Raw genomic sequence first — 17,484 nt, 5'->3', positions numbered from 1 at the left:
ACCGCCGTCACGGACAGGGGCGCTTCGCGAGCTCGGCCGCCAGGGACTGGGCCGATGCGGTGGAGGAGTCGATCCGCCAGTCCACCTCCTTGTCCAGGTGGAACCACACGAGGCCCGTGACGTCGGGCTGCTGCGCCAGGTAGTGCACCAGGTGGGCGTTCCACTCGGCCTTGGAGCCCCCGGCCTCGGCGCCGGCGGTCTCGGCGACGATGATCTCCTTGCCCGGGGCCAGGCGCCGCATCTCGGACAGCCCGTGGGCGAACAGGTCCCACGGCTGCTGCCAGCTGGACCACGTCTGGGAGGTGCCCCAGTTGTAGCCGTCCAGGGCGACGACGTCCACGTACCCGGCGCCGGGGTAGAGCCCGTCCAGGGGCGTGGACCCGTAGTACGGGACGTTCGGGTTCCACACCCACCGGACGTTGTCCGCCCCGGCAGCGGTGAAGATGTCGTGGACGTGCCGCCAGGCGGCCACGTAGTCCCCGGCTCCGTTGCCGTTGACCCCCTCGGACCACGGGTACCAGTTCCCGTTCATCTCGTGGCCGAAGCGCAGCATCACCGGGGAGCCCCAGTCGGCCAGGCGGGTGGCCCAGTCGGTGATGTGGGCGTCGTGGGCTCCCGAGGCGATCGCGTCCAGGGAGTGGGCGGGCTGGTCGGTCCCGCCGCCCCAGACCCACGGTTCCCAGGTCAGGAGGGTGGTCGCCCCGGACGCGCGGGTCTGTTCGAGCTCCCAGTAGGGCGCGGGCTGGTGGAAGTCCTTGTAGGAGAGCACGATCGAGGGCTTCTCCCCGGTCAGCGCGGCCACCTCGGAGAGCTCGGCGGAAGCTCCGGGACCACCGGCCGTGCCGACGCCGAAGCGCAGCGGGCACGTGCGGACCTGGGGTTCGGCCGGCGCGACCGCGACGGACCGGACCGGCTTCTTCGCCGCGGTGAGCGCCGCCGGTCCGGTCGGGGTGTGGGCCGAGGGGCCCGCGTGGGCCGCGGGGACGGCGGCCGGTCCCAGGACGACTGCGGCGGCGGCCGTGAGGGAGAACAGGGCACGGGGAGGAACGGGAGCAGGCATGGGGGGCCTTCCGGGGGGGCGGGCTCTCTGCCGACGGCGAGCACGCTGGGGGTGGCGCCTCGCCGGGAACGACGAGAATGAGCAGGCGCAAACTAGCATCCGGAGGCCACCGCCGCCCCGCGTCCGGGCCGACGGTGTCATATGTGCTGGCCGCAGGCGGTGCCCGGCCGTCATGCGCGGCGATCCGTCCGCGCTGAGCACGGTGCAGCCGGCCACGGCATCCGCCGGCCGCCCCGCCAGGACGGCGGCCCGCGCCTCGTCCGCTCGGCCGAGCGAGACCCCGGGGCCGATCCGCGAGCAGGGCGCGCGTCGTCGGGTGATGGGTACCGGGATGCCCTCCAGGGTCGGTGCGGGTGCGGTGTCGTGCGCCCGGAGGGGGCCGTCGCCCGGGGGCGCCGGGACAGGTGCGGGGGCCCGGCTCGGACGACGGACGCCGCGAGGAGCAGCTCGTCCCGCGTGGTGCGCTACGACCACCGCGACACCGGCCGATCCACCCGCGCCTTCGCCGAGCACCCGTACCCGCTGCGCGACCTCGCCGAGGACGCGGTCGCCGTCCTGGACGCCCTCGGCCTCGACCGGGCGCACGTGGTGGGCATGTCGATGGGCGGCACGCTCGTGCAGCTCCTCCTGCTCGACCACCCCGGCCGGCTGCTCAGCGCCACGGTCCTCGCGACGTCCGCGCTCGGCGCCGGTCCGGGCGGGCCCGGGGACACCGGCCTGCCGGGACCCGATCCGCGCCTGCTGGAGCTGTGGCAGCACCTGGCCGACCCGCGCGACCCGGACGAGGAGATCGAGTGGCGGGTCGAGCACTGGCGGGTCCTCAACGGCGACGTGCTGCCGTTCGACCCGGAGGAGTTCCGGCGGCTGGAGGAGCGCGTCGTCGCCCACTCGGGGACCGCGGAGAACCCGGCGGCGCACGCGCTGGCCGATCAGTCAGGCCTGGACCGCGCCGGGGAACTCTCCGGCGTCACGGTGCCCGTGCTGGTCGTCGAGGCGCCCGATGACCCGGTGAACCCGCCGCCCCATGCCCGGCACCTCGCGGCGTCGGTCGGCTCCGCCCGCCTCGTGACGGTCCCCGGCCTGGGCCACGCCCTGCCGCACAGCGTGCTCGGCCCCCTGGCCGACGCCGTCCTCGAGCGCACGGCGGCGGTCGACGGCGGCAGGACCGGCTGACGCCCGGCGCACGGGAGCGCCCCGTCCACCACGGGACGGGGCGCTCGTTCCCTCGCACGGATCCCGGTCCTGCTGCCGGTGGCCTCCGGTTCCGGACCGTGCGTCGAAGACGGTGCCGACCGGATCAGTGCTTGTGGTCGTACTCGTGGTCGTCGTCGTGGTCGTGGCCCTTCTTGTGCTCGTGCTTGCCGTCGTCCTCCATCTCCTCGTGGTGGTCCCGGCTCCGCTTGTTGTCGTCGTCGTAGAAGTGCCACTTCTCGTGCTCTTCGCAGTACCACCAGTGATCCCGGTGGTCGTGGCCGTCGTACTTCTTGCCGTCGCCGTCCTTGTCGTGGCGGTGGTCGCGGTCCCTGTCGTACCGGTCGTGGTCGTGGCGGTCGCGGTCGTGGCGGTCGTGCCGGTCCCTGCCGTCGCGGTCGCGCCGGTCCTTGCCGTCGCGGTCCTTGCCGTCGCGGTCCCTGTCGTACCGGTCCTTGCCGTCGCGGTCCCAGTCCCTGTCGTGGCGGTCCCGGTCACCGTCCCGGTCACGGTCACGGTCGTGCTTCTTCTCGCGGTCCCGGTCGCCGTCGTCGTGGCGATGACGGTCGTACTTCCGGTCCTTGTCACCGTCGCGGTCCCCGCGCCGGTCACGTTCCTTGTTTCCGTCACGCCCCTCGTTGTATTTACTTTCGGCATCTCCACGCTTAGTATCATCTGACCCCGCGACCGCCGGGGTGGCAACCGTTCCTCCTACGAGGGCGGCGGCCATGGCCGCGCCGACGAGGGTCTTCCGCAGACTGCTCATTGCTGCTCCTGTGGAAAGGGCATGACATGGGGATCGTCATGCGATCGAGATGTTCCGAGACCTGGGCAAGAGGTCTCACCTATGAGATAGGTATGAACACCGTAGGAGTGTCCTGAGTCACGGTTCAAGACTCCGGCCAGGGCAATCGCCATCACGGTTCCGTCTCGTGGCATCCCCGGCGCGGCACGTCCTGCCCGGACCCTCGCCGGCGCGGTCCCCGCGCGGCCCGATTCGCGATGGCCACCGCACTGCGCGCTCCGGAGCCCAGTGTTGGCGCGGATCTCGCGAGCGCCCTTCCCGAGCGCACACGCCTCGGGCGGATCGTGCCGGGTCGCGTCCTCGCCGGACGGCGGCGGGGAAGTCAGCAGGCTTATAGCTCAGATCGAGATGTCCGCGCGACATGTGACGTCATGAGTGGTCGCGACAGCAAAGTCGCGGACCGGTGGAGCCCCCTACCGGATTCGAACCGGTGACCCCCTGTTTACAAGACAGGTGCTCTGGCCAGCTGAGCTAAGGAGGCGGAGCGGCTCTCGGGCCTCCGCACGGGTGCGGCCCGGGCAACCGGTTCCTCAGGATATCGGACGCGCCGGGGGACGCCGAAATCCCCGGCGCCGGCGCGGCTCGTACAGCGCGACGGCGCCGCGCCCCGGGCGGGGACGCGGCGCCGTCGTGCTGCTGCAGGGGCGGCTCCTACTCCTTGGCCTCCACGGCGGCGTCGAGGGCGTCCTGGAACGGCTCGTTGCCGAGCCGCTCGCCGTCGATGAAGACGGTCGGGGTGCCGGACACGCCGTTGGCGAGGGACTCCTGCGAGACCACGTTGACCATCGGCCGCCAGGTGTTCTCCTCGAGTGCGCTCGCGATGTCGGCGCCGTGCGCGGAGGCGATCTCCACGAGCTCCTCGTCGTCCAGCCCACCGGTGTTCTGGTGGGAGAACACCTCCTCGACGAAGGCCAGGTACTGCTCGGTGGAGACCTGGTTGCCCACCTCGTAGGCGGCCGCCGCGGCCCGGGACGAGTACTGCGTCGGCGTCGAGCGGTCGAGGAAGTTCAGGTTGCGGTACTCGAGGGTGATGTCGCCGGAGGTCACGGCCTCCTCGATCGCCTCCCCGTTCTCGGTCTCGAAGTCGGCGCAGTGCACGCACTCGAAGTCCTGGAAGATCACGACCTGCACGGGCTCGTCGTCACCGGAGGCCTCGACGCCCGGCGGGACGGCGGACTCGTCCGGGGCCTCCGGGGGCTCGGGGACCTCACCGAGGTCGCGCTCCTGGACCTCCGACTCGCCGGTGCGGATGCCGTCCGCCGTGAGCACCGTGCCGCCCCACTGGTTGGCGCTGGCCGGGACGGGCCCGGCCTCGGGGATCTGCTGGGCCCGGTTCTGCGCCACCACGATGCCGATCACGGCGACGATGACGAGGACCAGGGCGAGGATGCCCAGCTGCAGGATCCGGCGGGAGCGCTTGTCCTGCCGTGCGTGCTGGTCCGCGACCTGCCGCGCCCGCTCCCGGGCGGCGTCGCGGTTCCGGGGGTCGGGGGTCGTGCTGCTGCTGGATGCCATGGGTCCTCTTCGAAAGATCCTCGGGGGCGGATGGGGGCGTGTCGTCGCCCAGATTATCGGACCCTCTCCCGGCCCGCCGACTCAGCGGATCCCCAGGCGGAACCATGAGCACACTGACGAATAGACTGGGACGAGGACGACGACGACCTACCGGAAGGACACCCCGTGAGTGCAGAGCAGACTCCCACCGCCTCCTCGGACGATCTGGAGCAGGTGCCGGAACCTCGGACCGACGTTCCGCAGGAGGCGGGCTACGACTTCGTCGTGGTCTCCAACCGGTTGCCGGTGGAGCGCGTCGTGGAGCACGGTGAGTCCTCCTGGCGCCGCTCCCCCGGCGGGCTCGTGGCCGCACTGTCCCCCGTCATGGCCCGCAACGCCGGCGCCTGGGTGGGCTGGCACGGGGCCGCCGACGAGACGCTGGAGCGCTTCGACCACGACGTCTTCCACCTCGCGCCGGTGCCGCTGTCCGCCGACGAGGTGGAGGCCTACTACGAGGGATTCTCCAACGCGACCCTCTGGCCCCTGTACCACGACGTCATCGCCCCGCCCGAGTTCCACCGCACGTGGTGGAACACCTACCGCCGGGTCAACCGCCGCTTCGCGGAACGGACCGCGGAGATCGCCGCCGAGCACGCCACCGTGTGGGTGCAGGACTACCAGCTGCAGCTGGTGCCCAAGATGCTGCGGGAGCTGCGGCCGGACCTCACGATCGGGTTCTTCAACCACATCCCGTTCCCGCCCCTGGAGATCTTCGCGCAGCTGCCCTGGCGGCGCGCCGTCCTCGACGGCCTCTCCGGCGCGGACCTCATCGGCTTCCAGCGCCCGGGCGACGCCCAGAACTTCCAGCGCTGCGTGCGGCGGTTCCTGGACGTGCCGTTCAAGAACGGGGCGGCGCGCTTCGGCACGGACGACGCCGGGTGGACCGTGCACGCCCGGTCCTACCCCATCTCCATCGACGCGGAGGCGATCCAGGAGCTGGCCTCGCAGCCGGAGGTCAAGGAGCGGGCCCGGGAGATCCGCCACGAGCTCGGCGACCCCGAGACCGTGTTCCTGGGCGTCGACCGGCTGGACTACACCAAGGGCATCCTGCACCGCATCAAGGCCTACGGGGAGCTGCTGGAGGACGGCAAGCTGACCGTGGGGCCGTCGGTGCTGGTCCAGGTGGCCAATCCCTCCCGGGAGCGCGTGGAGTCCTACGTCCAGCTGCGGGAGGACGTGGAGGGTCTCGTGGGCCACCTCAACGGCCAGCACGACACCATCTCGCACACCGCGATCCGCTACCTGCACCACGGCTACCCCTTCGAGGAGATGGTGGCGCTGTACCTGGCGACCGACGTCATGCTGGTCACCTCCCTCCGGGACGGCATGAACCTGGTGGCCAAGGAGTACGTCGCGGCCAAGACGGACGGGTCCGGGACGCTGGTCCTCTCCGAGTTCACGGGCGCCGCGGAACAGCTCAAACAGGCCCTGCTCGTCAATCCCCACGACATCGACGGGCTCAAGGACGCGATGCTGCGGGCCAAGGAGATGTCCGCCACCGAGGCGAAGAAGCGGATGCGCTCGATGCGCCGGCAGGTCCTGGGCAACGACGTCAACGACTGGTCCGAGGCCTTCCTGCGGGACCTCGCCCGCACCCGCCCGGACACGACCGGTGAGGAGGAGCAGTGATGAACGCGCACGACGACACCCGCACGGCCCTCGAGGAGTCCCTCCACCGCGCGGCGGAGGCCGAGACCCTCCTGGTCGCCCTGGACTTCGACGGCACCCTGGCCCCGTTCACGGACGACCCGGACGACAGCCGGGCGCTGCCGGAGGCCCAGTCCGCGTTCGAGGAGCTGCTGGGGCTGGACCGCACGTACGTGGCGGTCATCTCCGGGCGGCCCATGCGGTTCCTGCGCTCCGTGGTGGACCCGGCGGGCCGGATGCTCCTGTCCGGCTCGCACGGGGCGGAGCTGCTCCTCGACGCGCTGGGGGCGGCGGCCGCGGACACCGCGCTGCAGCTCTCCCCCGCCCAGGAGGAGCTGCTGGCGCAGGCCACCGCGCTCGTGGAGGCGCAGGTGGCCCGGTACCCCGGGTCCAAGCTGGAGCTCAAGCCCACGGGAGCCGCCTTCCACACCCGCACGATGGCGGACCAGACCCTGTGCGCCCGGGCGGAGCAGGAGATGATCGAGCAGTTCGAACAGCTCGAGGGACTGAAGATCACCCCGGGCCAGCACGTGGTCGAGTCCTCGGTGCACTCCGCGACGAAGGGCGAGGGCATCACGGCCTTCATGCAGGCCACCGGCGCGGACGTCACCCTGTTCGCCGGCGACGACGTGACGGACGAGAACGCCATGCGCGAGCTCGGCCCGGACGACCTCGGGATCAAGGTGGGCACGGGCGAGACCGTGGCCCCGCACCGTGTCGCCTCGCCGGAGGAGCTGGCCTCGGCCCTGACCCGTCTGGCCGGGCTGCGCCGGGACGCGCAGCAGTGATCCCGGACGACATGACCGCCGATGACGGCGAGCCGGGGACATCTGCACGGCAGAAGTGATTAGGATCACTGTGGTCCCCATCACCTGTGGGGGCAGCTCTTCTCCTTCGGATCGTCCGGCACGTGCCTGCCGGGAAAGAGGCTGTGAACCATGTCTTCCGTGCGCTACGCCAACGTCACCTGTCAGTACCCCGGGGCCGAACGCCCCTCGGTGACCGACCTGAACCTGGACATCGCCGACGGGGAGTTCCTCGTCCTGGTCGGCCCCTCCGGGTGCGGGAAGTCCACCACCCTGCGGATGCTCGCCGGCCTCGAGGAGGTCACCGGCGGCAACATCTACATCGGCGACCGCGACGTCACCGACGTCCCCTCCCGGGACCGCGACATCGCCATGGTCTTCCAGAACTACGCCCTCTACCCGCACATGACCGTGGCCGAGAACATGGGCTTCGCCCTGAAGATCGCCAAGATCTCCCCCGAGGAGCGCCGCCGGCGGGTGGAGGAGGCGGCGAAGATCCTGGACCTGACCGACTACCTGGACCGCAAGCCCAAGGCGCTGTCCGGCGGGCAGCGCCAGCGCGTGGCCATGGGGCGGGCGATCGTGCGCTCCCCGCAGGTGTTCCTGATGGACGAGCCGCTGTCGAACCTGGACGCGAAGCTGCGGGTGCAGACCCGCACCCAGATCGCCTCCCTGACCCGCCGGCTGGGGGTCACCACCGTGTACGTCACCCACGACCAGGTCGAGGCGATGACCATGGGCGACCGGGTCGCGGTGCTCAAGGACGGGCTGCTGATGCAGGTCGACACCCCGCGGAACCTCTACGACCGGCCGGCCACGGAGTTCGTCGCCGGGTTCATCGGCTCCCCGGCGATGAACCTCTTCCGCGTGCCGGTCGAGGGCGGGACGGCAACCTTCGGCACGCTGCGCCTGCAGCTCACCGCCGAGCAGCAGTCCGCGCTGACCGGGGACCGGGTCACGGTCGGGATCCGGCCCGAGGACCTGCACCCCGCCCCGGCCGGCGAGGGGCTGCCGATCGAGGCCGACGTGGTCGAGGAGCTCGGCGCGGACGCCTTCGTCTACGGCCACCTCGCCCCGGTCACCGCGGCGAACACGATCGTGCCCGTGGACCCGACCGGGGGAGTCGACGAGGACGCCGAGGGCGCCCACGAGATCATCGTGCGCGCCGAGGGCCGCACCCCGCCGCGGGCCGGGACCACCATCTGGGTCGCCCCGGACCTGGAGCACGTGCACCTGTTCGACACCACCACCGGCAACCGCCTCCCCGACTGACGTCCGCGCGGGCGGACCGGCAGCAGCTGCACCGCACCGGCACCGCGGCGCCCTCCCCTCTCCGGGGAGGGCGCCGCGGCGCGTCCGGAGCCGGTTCAGTCCCGGGCCGGGTGGTCGGCGAGCACCTCCTCGACGAGCTGGGGGTCGGCGTTCCGGACGTCCCAGTCTCCGGTGCGCTCGTGGTAGGCCCGCGCGGCGGCCGTCACGTTGTAGCGGCTGGCGTCGCGCGGCGGATCGGAGTGCTCGAGCACGTGGATGAGATGCGTCTCGGCCTGGGCGAGCGCCTGGGAGTCCTGCATGGCGAGTTCCTTTCGGTGCCGACCGGACCCGTTCCGGTCAGGATTGATCAGCCAACTGACGAAGTCTAGCCAACGGATCCCTTCGACGCACCGGGCCTCCAGCACCGGGCCTCCAGCACCGGGCGTCCAGCGGCACGACCCGGCTCAGCCCAGGTCCAGCTCCTCGAGCTCCTCGTAGAGCTCGGCCGTGCGGCTCACCCGTCGTCGCCCCTCCGGTCCCGCCGCGGCGAGCACACCGTCGGCGAGCACCGACACGAGGCTCATGGCCGCCGCGTAGGAGTCGAACGGCCCCAGGCCGTCGAGCGGGCACTCGATCCACAGGTCCACGGCTGACGCATGGCGCCGGGCCGTGCTGTCCGCGACGAGGACGGTCCGCGCCCCGGTGGCCGCGCAGACCTCCACCAGTTGCTCGAACCCGCGGGGGCGCCGCCGGAAGCCCAGCAGCACGACGACGTCGCCCTCGCCCACGTCCACGAGCTCCTCGCCGAGGGTCTGACCGGGCAGGGGTGCGAGCCGCACCCGGCCCCGGACCTGCTGCAGCTGCTGCTTCAGGTGCAACGCGACCGGGTAGCTGTTGCGCAGCCCCACGAGCAGGACGGTCCCCGCGTCCGCCAGCGCGCGCACGGCCTGGGCCGGGCGGTCCTCCCCCGACTGCTCCAGGACCTTGCGCAGGTTCTTGAGCTCCTGCTCCAGGTGCCGGCTCAGCTCCGGATCGGCGTCGGGCCCGAGGGGCACGCCCTGCTGGCGCAGGCTGCGTGCGGTCTCCCGGAGGTCGGTGAAGGACTCGAAGCCCAGGTGCCGGTAGAGCCGGGAGAGGGTGGCCCGGGAGACGCCGCTCATCTGCGCCAGCTCCGCCGAGCTGTACAGGGCGAGGTCGTCCAGGTGGTCCAGGATCAGGTCGGCCGCCCGCTGCTCCTGCGGCGAGAGCCCGGCGTAGTGCGCGTGGATGCGCTGTTCGATCGACACCCTCACCACCCTAGCCACCGCGGGGGCCGGGTGCGGGAGGGCCCGCGGCGGCACCGGGGTCGTCCTGGTTGCTAGCATGGCCCGTTATGAAGGGTTCTCCCGGCCCCCACCTCCCCCTCGCGCCCCAGCACCGCTCCGCCCGCGGCGGACGGCCCGGGAGCGTGTCGATCCAGACGGCCTTCCCGGACCCGGTGCTCCTCGAGCTGCCGTGGGACACGCCGCTCGAGCAGTGGCCGGAGCACGTCCTCGCCGCCCTGCCCCGGGGGATCTCCCGGCACGTCGTGCGCTTCGCCCGGGCCGGCGAGAAGGTCGTCGCCGTCAAGGAGACCGTTCCGCACTACGCCCGGCACGAGTACGCGACCCTGCGCCGGCTGCAGCGGATGGGGATCCCGTCCGTGGTGCCGGACTCCGTGGTCACGGACCGGTACACCCCCGAGGGGGAGCTCCTGCCGGCAGCCCTGGTGACGGACCACCTGAGCTTCTCCCTGCCCTACCGGGCCATCTTCTCCGCCGGTCCCAGCGCCGCCACGGTCGAGCGGCTCGTGGACGCGCTCGCCTCGCTGATCGTGCAGCTGCACCTCTCCGGCTTCTACTGGGGCGACGTCTCGCTCTCCAACACGCTGTTCCGCCGGGACGCCGGGGCGTTCGCCGCCTATCTGGTGGACGCGGAGACCGGCGAGATCCATCCGAAGCTCACGGACGGCCAGCGGGGGTACGACATCGAGCTGGCCCGCACCAACGTGGCCGGGGAGATCATGGACCTGCTCGCCGGGGCCGTCGAGGAGGGGCACGACATCGCGGACGTGGTGGATCCCTTCGAGGTCTCCGACCGGCTGGTCGCCACCTACGAGTTCCTGTGGCGCGAGCTGACGGTCGAGGAGTCCTTCAGCATGGACGAGCGCTGGCGCGTGGTGGAGCGGGTGCGCCGGCTCAACGAGCTCGGCTTCGACGTCGAGGAAGCTTCCATGGACACGGTCGACGGGCGGATCCGGCTGCGACCGCAGGTCGTGGAGCCCGGCCACCACACCCGGCGCCTGCAGCGGCTCACGGGTCTCGGCGCCCACGAGAACCAGGCGCGCAGGCTCCTGACCGACATCGCCCAGCTCGGTCAGGACCTCTATCCGGGTCTGCCCGAGGAGCTCGTGGCCCAGCTGTGGATGCGGGAGGTCTTCTCCCCGATCATGGAGGCGGTCACCCCGCCGATGCGCCGCAAGCTCGAGCCGGCCGAGATCGTGCACGAGGTGCTCGAGCACCGGTGGTTCCTCTCCGAGCGGGCCGGCAAGGACGTGGCGACGCACACGGCGGTCGAGGACTACGTGGCCTCGCAGCTGGCCCGGCGCCCGGACGAGCGCGAGGTCTTCTGAGCCGGGCGGCGGCCCGGACCGGTCAGGGCCGGTGCGCCCGGAGCACACCGGTCAGCGTCCGGTGCACCCGCAGCGGCCAGTCCTCGCCCAGGCTCCCGTAGCGGGCCACGTGGGAGTAGGCGGAGCCCAGCACGAAGTCGAGGACCACGTCGACGTCCAGGTCCGGGCTCAGCCGCCCCGCCGCCGTCTCCGCGGCGAGGAGCTCCTTGAGCCGCTGCACGCGCGGCCGGACCAGGTGCGCCCGCAGGATCCGGGACGTCTCCGAGTCCGGGTCGCTCAGCAGCGAGACGGCCACGCCGATGCCCATGTCGTGGAGCAGGAAGTCCAGCGCCTCGGCGAGGCCCTCCTCCCAGCTCGCCGGGGCACTCGGCCGCTGCGGTGAGTACGTGGCCACGGCGTCCTCGAGGGCCCCCTCGAGCATCTCCAGGCTGTTCGCGTACCGGCGGTAGATCGACGTCTTGGCCACGCCGGAGGCCGCCGAGACCGCCTCGATGCTCACCCGGTGCGGCCCGCCCTCCCGGAGGAGGGCGAGTGCCGCCGCGGTGATCTTCTTGTCGGTGGAGACGGTCCGCGGATCGGTCCGGTCGTCGTCGCCCATCGGTGCCCCTCCTGCTCGCCGTCCGCCGCCCCTGCGGTCAGGCGGTCTTCCAGTCCTCGATGGGCCAGTGGTTCTTCCGGGCCAGCCGGTACAGGGGCAGGTCCGGGTTGACCGTGTAGGGGTGGCCCATGAGCAGGAGCCAGCTGGCGTCCGCGTGGGAGTCCCCGTAGCCGTAGGAGCGGGACAGGTCGTAGCCGCCCTGCTCGGCGTACTTCTTGAGCCACTGGGCCCGCGCCTCGTCGACCAGGGGCGGCGTGGCGAGGTAGCCGGTCATCACGCCGTCGCGCTCGTCCATCCGGCCCGCCACGACCTCGTCGAAGAGGTGGGCGATCGGCTCCACCAGGAGGTCGATGGACCCGGTGACCAGCACCGTCCGGTGCCCCGCGGCGCGGTGCTCCTCGATCCGGGCCAGGGCCCCGGGGCGCAGGAGGCGCCGCATGTCCTGGCCGAGCGGGCCGGCCACCTGCTCCCGCACGGTCCCGGCGGGCACGCCCTGGTAGCGGCGCATGAACGCCCGGATGAACTCCCCGCGGTCCCGCTTCTCGGCCTTGAGGTAGGTCGGGGCGCTCGAGACGAGATCGGCGACCTCCGCGGGCCACTTCGCGAGGTGGAGGGTCCGGCGGCGCAGCTGCAGGTACTGCCGGATGACCGTGGAGTCCAGGACGGTGCCCTCGAGGTCGAAGACCGCGAGCACGTCCGTGCCCTCGCTGAGCCCCCGCCGGACCGCGTTGCGCCGCTTGGACGCGGCCTGGAGCCGGCCGTAGGCCTTGGTCATCGTGGTCAGGGCCGGCAGGTGCACGTTCTGCCAGTAGTCGGCCCAGTCGATCGACCGGACGTCGAAGGTCCGGTCCTCGGGCGTGCCGGCGGGCAGCGAGTCGTTGAGCTGCCGGGTGCTGGCGTCGTCGAAGATCATCTCGGTGCGCGTGTAGGACTGGTACAGGTCCACGTAGGTGCGCAGGGAGCCGAGGCCGGACTGCATGCGGTGCAGGGAGCTCGCCCACTCACGGGTGCGGGACGTCGCGGGCAGCGCCGAGGTGAGCCGGCCGCCCACCGCGGAGAGCCGCTCCTTGACCGCGAGCGAGCGCTCCACGGCGTTGTTGGCGGGGAACTTCCACTCGGGCACGCGGATGGGCTTGCCCTCGGCGTCCTCGAGCGGGTGGGCGAGGAAGAAGGACCGGACGTTCTCGTACATCTGGTGGAACGGGAGCGGGTTCGAGGCGCCCGAGCAGACCTGGTAGTACGCGGGGGCGGGTTCCGCCTGCCCGTCCGAGGTGACCTCGCCCGACGGGCCGCGGTGCCCGTCCGTGGCCAGCGCCACGATCGCGTTGACCACGAAGTCGACGGGGATGACGTCGAGCACCGAGTCCGGCAGCCCGGGGAACTCCGGCAGGGCGCCCTTGGCGTAGGCCATGATCAGGGGGTCGGCCACCTTGTAGCCGTCGATCCAGCCGGGATACGGGTGGCGCAGCGCGGACTCGATGATCGAGGGCCGGACCACGGAGAGGCGGTGTCCGCCGCCCGCCCACTTCTGCTCGGCGACGCGCTCGCCCAGGGCCTTCGTGAAGGTGTAGATGTCGGTCCAGCCGAGGGACTGCGCCCGGGTGCGCCCGTACTCGACGAGGCGGGTGCGCACCCACTCCTCGCGCGCGGCCTCCGCGGCGCGGGCCACCGACTTGGGGCCCTCCTTGCCGTGGTGCGCCGTGGCGTCGTCGATGATCGCCTGCAGCCGCTCCGGGGTGCGGGAGGCCATCTCGGCCTCGTCGCGCGCCCGCTGGGCGGCCGCGTACTCGGCGGCCCAGTCGACGTCGTGGTCCACGGGCGCCTCGGGGCGCAGGCCCTTGGCGATCCCGCCGACGTAGCAGGTGGAGACGTGGATGACGTGCGGGTCCTGCCCGGAGGCCAGGAGCGCGTCGTAGAGACCCGTGGCGCCGCCGACGTTCGTGCTGAAGGCCTCGTGGATGGGCGGGTCGAAGGACACCGTGGAGGCGGAGTGGATCACCACGTCGAACGGTTCCGTGATCTCCGCGAGGGCGGAGAGGTCCCCCTCGAGCACCGCGGTGCGCTCCGCGAAGACCCGCTGGGCCTCGTCATCGCCCACGGCCTCACGCCAGGTCCGGAAGGCCGGCTTGCGCAGCAGCTGCCGCAGCCGCTGCGCGCCGCTGATGCTGCCCCTGGGCCTGACGACGGCCGTGACGTGGACCCCCTCGTGGGCGGACAGCAGCCGTTCGAGCACCGCCTGCCCGAGGAAGCCGGTGGCTCCCGTCAGCAGGACGCGCGTGGTGGGGGTCTCGGTCAACGGTGTTCCTCCGGTGGTGTGCTGGTCCGCGGCCGGTGCGGAGCGGGCGGGGGGCTGCGGGCGGATCCCGCCCGGCGGACGACGACGGCGCCCCTCGAGCGGACCGCACCCGACTGCGCTACGGCTACCGTAGTGTAGCCTAGATCTCATGCTTACCGCTCTCGTGACCGGGGGGACGTCCGGCATCGGCGCCGCGTTCGCCGAGGCCCTGGCCCGCCGGGGAAATGCACTTGTCCTGGTGGCCCGCGACGCGGAACGCCTGGAGCAGACGGCGGCCGGGCTCCGCTCGGCGCACGGCGTGCCGGTGGAGGTCCTGGCCGCCGACCTCTCCGACCGCGCCGACGTGGACCGGGTCGCCGCCCGGGTCGAGGACCCCGAGCACCCCGTGGACGTGCTCGTGAACAACGCCGGGTTCTCCGTGAAGACCCGCTTCGCCGACCCGGACACCGGCGCCCACGACCGCGCGTTCGAGGTCATGTGCCGGGCGGTGCTGGTCCTGTCCTCGGCGGCCGCCCGGGCGATGACCGCGCGCGGCTCCGGCTGGATCATCAACGTCTCCTCTACCGCAGGACTCGTCACGATGGGCTCGTACTCGGCGATCAAGGCCTACACGACCGCGTTCACCGAGGCCCTGGCCGTCGAGCTCGACGGGACGGGCGTCCACGTCACCGCCCTGCTGCCCGGATGGGTGCGCACGGAGTTCCACGAGCGCGCCGGCATCAGCGGGTCCTCGATCCCCTCCTTCATGTGGCTCAGCCCCGAGCGCGTGGTCGAGGAGGCGCTCGACGACGTGGCGCGCGGCAAGGTCCTCTCGATGCCCACCAAGCGCTACCGGCTGCTCGGCTTCGTGCTGCGGCACCTGCCCCGCTCCGCGGTGCGCCGGATCTCGGGGCTCGTCGCCTCGGCCCGCCAGAAGGAACGGGCGGCCGGGTCATGACGCGCCGCGACCCCCAGGAGCCCGTGCCGGTCCAGCGCTCCATCGACGGCGGCGGCGCAGGGTCCTCCTCCGCGGCCGAGGCCGCACCGGAGGCGCCGCCCGCGTCCTCCGTGCACCTGAGCCCCGAGCGCTTCCGCGACCCGCGGCGCCGCCTCGCCCGGCGGATCGCCCAGCGGATCTTCCTGCAGGGCCTCGCGTACCGCACCGTCCGCCGGACCGTGGTGACCCACCCGGCGGCGGACGCCCTGGACGGGGCCTGCATCGTGGTCGCCAACCACTCGAGCCACCTCGACGCGCCCCTCGTCCTGGGCTCGGTGCCCCGGCGCATCCGCCGGGACCTCGCGACCGGGGTGGCCGCGGACTACTTCTTCACGGCGCCGCACAAGCGGCTGTTCACCGAACTGATCTTCAACGCCTTCCCGGTGGACCGGACGGGGACCGGGGCGAACCGCGGGCTGTCCAAGCAGCTGCTGAAGGCGGGGGTCCCGCTGCTCATCTTCCCGGAGGGCACACGCTCCCGCACGGGCAAGATGGGGTCCTTCAAGATCGGCGCGGCGGGCCTGGCCAAGGCCGTGGGCGTCCCGGTGGTCCCCGTGGCCCTGATCGGGGCGTACGAGGCGATGCCGCGCGGGGCGCGCTGGCCCCGCCGCGGCCGGCCCCGCGTGGTGGTGGCCGTCGGCGAGCCGCTGGTCGCGCGCGAGAAGGAGCCCACCTCCTCGTTCAACGACCGGATCGAGGCCTCGGTGCGGGCTCTCTACGCCGAGCACCGACCGCGCATCGACGCCTGAAACCACCCCCCGAGAACCAGGAGAGTACTGCGCAGATGGCACCCGTGAAGCACATGAAGTGGTGGGGGTGGGGCGAGGAAGGCGTGCACTTCGAGTACGCCAACAAGCCCGCCTTCGCACCGTTCGTCAAGAAGGCGCTGGACGTGGACCTGCGGCCCCGGCAGCGCGACACCATCGACTTCTCCACGGTGCGCGTCCCCGCCTCCCGCGCGGACGACGCCCTCCTGGACGCGCTGGCCGCCGTCACCGGCCCCGAGCACGTGACGCTCGACGACGAGCTGCGGGTCGTGCACTGGGCCGGCAAGTCCGTCACCGAGCTCCTGCTCACCCGGGCGGGCGACTTCGCGCGCGTGCCCGACGTCGTCGTCTACCCGGCCGGTGAGGACGAGGTGGCCCAGGTGCTGCGCCTGTCGGTGGAGCGCGACCTCGTGGTCATCCCCTTCGGCGGCGGCACGAGCATCTCCCGCAGCCTGCAGCCGGACGCCGATGAAGAACGAACGATCGTTTCCCTCGATCTGGGGCGGATGAACCAGGTGCTGTCCCTCGACGAGACCTCCGGCCTCGCCACCATCCAGGCCGGTGTGCTGGGCCCGGACATGGAGGAGCAGCTCAACGCCCGCGGGTGGACGCTGGGCCACTTCCCCGACTCCTTCACCCACTCGACCCTCGGCGGCTGGGCCGCCACACGCTCCTCGGGGATGCAGTCCGACAAGTACGGCGACATCGCCGACATCGTGCGCGGCCTGCGGGTGGTGCGCCCCGGCGGCACCGTGGTGCTGCGGCCCCTCCCCTCGACCTCCACCGGTCCGAGCCTGCGGGAGATGATCATCGGCTCCGAGGGCCGGCTGGGCGTGATCACCCAGCTCGACGTGCACGTGCACCGGCTCGCCGAGCACCGCGAGGTCATCGCGTACATGTTCCCCACGTGGCAGCAAGCGCTCATCGCGATGCGCGAGATCGCGCGGTCCGGCGTCAGCACCACCTTCGCCCGGGTCTCCGACGCCCACGAGACCGCGTTCTCCCTCTCCACCCAGAAGGCGCCGGCCACCCTGAAGAAGAAGGTCACGGCCAAGGGCCAGGACCTGCTGTGGGAGCTCATGCGCCGCCGCGGCTGGGACACCGATGCCATGTGCATCGCCTACGTGTGCTTCGAGGGCAGCAAGGCGGAGATCGAGCGCAGGAAGAAGGCCGTGGCCGGTCTCGTGAAGATGCAGGGCGCCCTGGTCCTGGGCGCGGGCCCCGGCGCGCTCTACGACCAGAAGAAGTTCGACACCCCGTACCTGCGCGACTTCCTGCTCGAGCAGAACACCATCGGCGACGTCTCCGAGACGGCCGCGCCGTGGTCCAGGCTCACCACCGTGCACCAGGCCGTCTACGAGGCCGCACACCGCGCCTTCGCGTCACAGGGCAAGACGGGGTGGATCATGTCCCACATGTCCCACTCGTACCACGCCGGGGCCTGCCTGTACTTCACCTTCGGCTACGAGATCGGCGAGGACCCGCACGCCGAGTACGCCGTGATCAAGGGCGCGATCCAGCAGGCCTTCATCGACGCCGGGGGGACGCTGTCCCACCACCACGGGGTGGGGCTGGAGCACAGCCCGTGGATGGAGCAGGACGTCTCCCCCGAGGGCGTGCGCCTCATGCGCAGCCTGTTCGCCGCCGCGGATCCCGGCAGCAACTTCAATCCGGGCAAGATCGTCGGCTGATTGCCGCCGTCCGCACGACGCAGGCCCCCACCGCCACGGTGGGGGCCTGCGTCGTGCGGAGGCAGTGGCAGGGGCCGCCGGGCCGGCGTGGTCAGCGACTGCGCTGGTGTGGGTCGTTAAATGCGGGGAGCCCCCGCACGGTGTGCGGGGGCTCGACCCTGGTGGTGTGGTCCGGCGGTGTCCTACTCTCCC

Annotated in this window: 15 protein-coding genes and 1 tRNA gene; 8 read left to right on the top strand and 8 right to left on the bottom strand. The window is 72.2% G+C overall.

All coding sequences use genetic code 11. The features are described from left to right. Window positions 1-7: 7 nt before the first annotated feature. Window positions 8-1,060, bottom strand: a complete 1,053-nt coding sequence (locus tag RCG67_RS10380) for a glycoside hydrolase family 26 protein (RefSeq protein WP_368826041.1) — start codon at window positions 1,058-1,060, stop codon at window positions 8-10. Between the two features lie 141 nt (window positions 1,061-1,201). Between RCG67_RS10380 and RCG67_RS10375 the strand changes: the two genes are divergently transcribed. Further along, on the top strand, window positions 1,202-2,233 hold the full coding sequence (locus RCG67_RS10375) for an alpha/beta fold hydrolase (RefSeq protein WP_368826040.1): 1,032 nt from the start codon (window positions 1,202-1,204) through the stop codon (window positions 2,231-2,233). A gap of 124 nt (window positions 2,234-2,357) precedes the next feature. On the opposite strand, the gene RCG67_RS10370 is transcribed toward RCG67_RS10375, so the two are convergent. The 3 genes from RCG67_RS10370 to RCG67_RS10360 all read right to left on the bottom strand — a co-directional run bounded on the left by RCG67_RS10370 (window position 2,358) and on the right by RCG67_RS10360 (window position 4,571). Beyond that, entirely contained in the window at window positions 2,358-3,017 is a 660-nt protein-coding gene (locus tag RCG67_RS10370; RefSeq protein WP_368826039.1) for a hypothetical protein, read from the bottom strand. A 443-nt stretch (window positions 3,018-3,460) separates the two neighbouring features. Further along, a tRNA-Thr gene (locus tag RCG67_RS10365) sits at window positions 3,461-3,537 on the bottom strand. Window positions 3,538-3,707: 170 nt separating this feature from the next. Beyond that, window positions 3,708-4,571, bottom strand: a complete 864-nt coding sequence (locus tag RCG67_RS10360; protein WP_368826038.1) for a DsbA family protein — start codon at window positions 4,569-4,571, stop codon at window positions 3,708-3,710. Window positions 4,572-4,775: 204 nt separating this feature from the next. On the opposite strand from RCG67_RS10360, the gene RCG67_RS10355 reads away from it, so the two are divergent. The 3 genes from RCG67_RS10355 (at window position 4,776) to RCG67_RS10345 (ending at window position 8,335) form a co-directional block, all read left to right on the top strand. Beyond that, entirely contained in the window at window positions 4,776-6,239 is a 1,464-nt protein-coding gene (locus RCG67_RS10355; protein ID WP_438612662.1) for an alpha,alpha-trehalose-phosphate synthase (UDP-forming), read from the top strand. Continuing rightward, window positions 6,239-7,045: a trehalose-phosphatase gene (gene otsB / locus RCG67_RS10350; RefSeq protein ID WP_368826037.1), complete on the top strand. Its 807-nt coding sequence runs from the start codon at window positions 6,239-6,241 to the stop codon at window positions 7,043-7,045. Before RCG67_RS10355 ends, otsB begins: the two co-directional genes overlap by 1 nt. 150 nt (window positions 7,046-7,195) lie before the next feature. Further along, complete coding sequence (locus RCG67_RS10345; RefSeq protein ID WP_368826036.1) at window positions 7,196-8,335, top strand: ABC transporter ATP-binding protein; 1,140 nt, start codon at window positions 7,196-7,198, stop codon at window positions 8,333-8,335. Window positions 8,336-8,430: 95 nt separating this feature from the next. Here RCG67_RS10345 and RCG67_RS10340 read toward each other — a convergent pair whose 3' ends face one another. Together RCG67_RS10340 and RCG67_RS10335 are read right to left on the bottom strand one after the other, a co-directional pair. After that, window positions 8,431-8,634 carry a hypothetical protein gene (locus tag RCG67_RS10340; protein ID WP_058874261.1) on the bottom strand — a complete coding sequence of 68 codons (204 nt, stop codon included), beginning with the start codon at window positions 8,632-8,634 and terminating at the stop codon, window positions 8,431-8,433. A 144-nt stretch (window positions 8,635-8,778) separates the two neighbouring features. Then, a complete protein-coding gene (locus RCG67_RS10335) occupies window positions 8,779-9,600 on the bottom strand; it encodes a MurR/RpiR family transcriptional regulator (protein ID WP_368826035.1) in 822 nt (273 codons plus the stop codon). Between the two features lie 86 nt (window positions 9,601-9,686). Here RCG67_RS10335 and RCG67_RS10330 point away from each other — a divergent pair, with 86 nt between their 5' ends. Then, entirely contained in the window at window positions 9,687-10,964 is a 1,278-nt protein-coding gene (locus RCG67_RS10330) for a DUF4032 domain-containing protein (RefSeq protein WP_368826034.1), read from the top strand. 22 nt (window positions 10,965-10,986) lie between these two features. On the opposite strand, the gene RCG67_RS10325 is transcribed toward RCG67_RS10330, so the two are convergent. Together RCG67_RS10325 and RCG67_RS10320 are read right to left on the bottom strand one after the other, a co-directional pair. Further along, on the bottom strand, window positions 10,987-11,562 hold the full coding sequence (locus tag RCG67_RS10325; RefSeq protein ID WP_368826033.1) for a TetR/AcrR family transcriptional regulator: 576 nt from the start codon (window positions 11,560-11,562) through the stop codon (window positions 10,987-10,989). 37 nt (window positions 11,563-11,599) lie between these two features. Continuing rightward, window positions 11,600-13,858, bottom strand: a complete 2,259-nt coding sequence (locus tag RCG67_RS10320; protein WP_368826032.1) for an HAD-IB family hydrolase — start codon at window positions 13,856-13,858, stop codon at window positions 11,600-11,602. 148 nt (window positions 13,859-14,006) lie between these two features. Here RCG67_RS10320 and RCG67_RS10315 point away from each other — a divergent pair, with 148 nt between their 5' ends. Genes RCG67_RS10315 through RCG67_RS10305 form a run of 3 tightly spaced genes read left to right on the top strand, consistent with a single transcriptional unit; the run spans window position 14,007 to window position 17,292 of the window. Then, a complete protein-coding gene (locus RCG67_RS10315) occupies window positions 14,007-14,795 on the top strand; it encodes an SDR family NAD(P)-dependent oxidoreductase (protein ID WP_368826031.1) in 789 nt (262 codons plus the stop codon). Then, complete coding sequence (locus tag RCG67_RS10310; protein ID WP_368826030.1) at window positions 14,792-15,583, top strand: lysophospholipid acyltransferase family protein; 792 nt, start codon at window positions 14,792-14,794, stop codon at window positions 15,581-15,583. The genes RCG67_RS10315 and RCG67_RS10310 overlap by 4 nt, the downstream gene beginning before the upstream one ends. Window positions 15,584-15,618: 35 nt before the next feature. Then, complete coding sequence (locus RCG67_RS10305) at window positions 15,619-17,292, top strand: FAD-binding oxidoreductase (RefSeq protein ID WP_368826029.1); 1,674 nt, start codon at window positions 15,619-15,621, stop codon at window positions 17,290-17,292. Window positions 17,293-17,484 lie beyond the last annotated feature (192 nt).

This window comes from Kocuria cellulosilytica, from assembly GCF_040981245.1.
GTDB classification, from domain to species: Bacteria; Actinomycetota; Actinomycetes; order Actinomycetales; family Micrococcaceae; genus Kocuria; species Kocuria cellulosilytica.
Note: the sequence above shows the minus strand (reverse complement) of the source record. Positions and strands in the feature narration are given on the sequence as shown.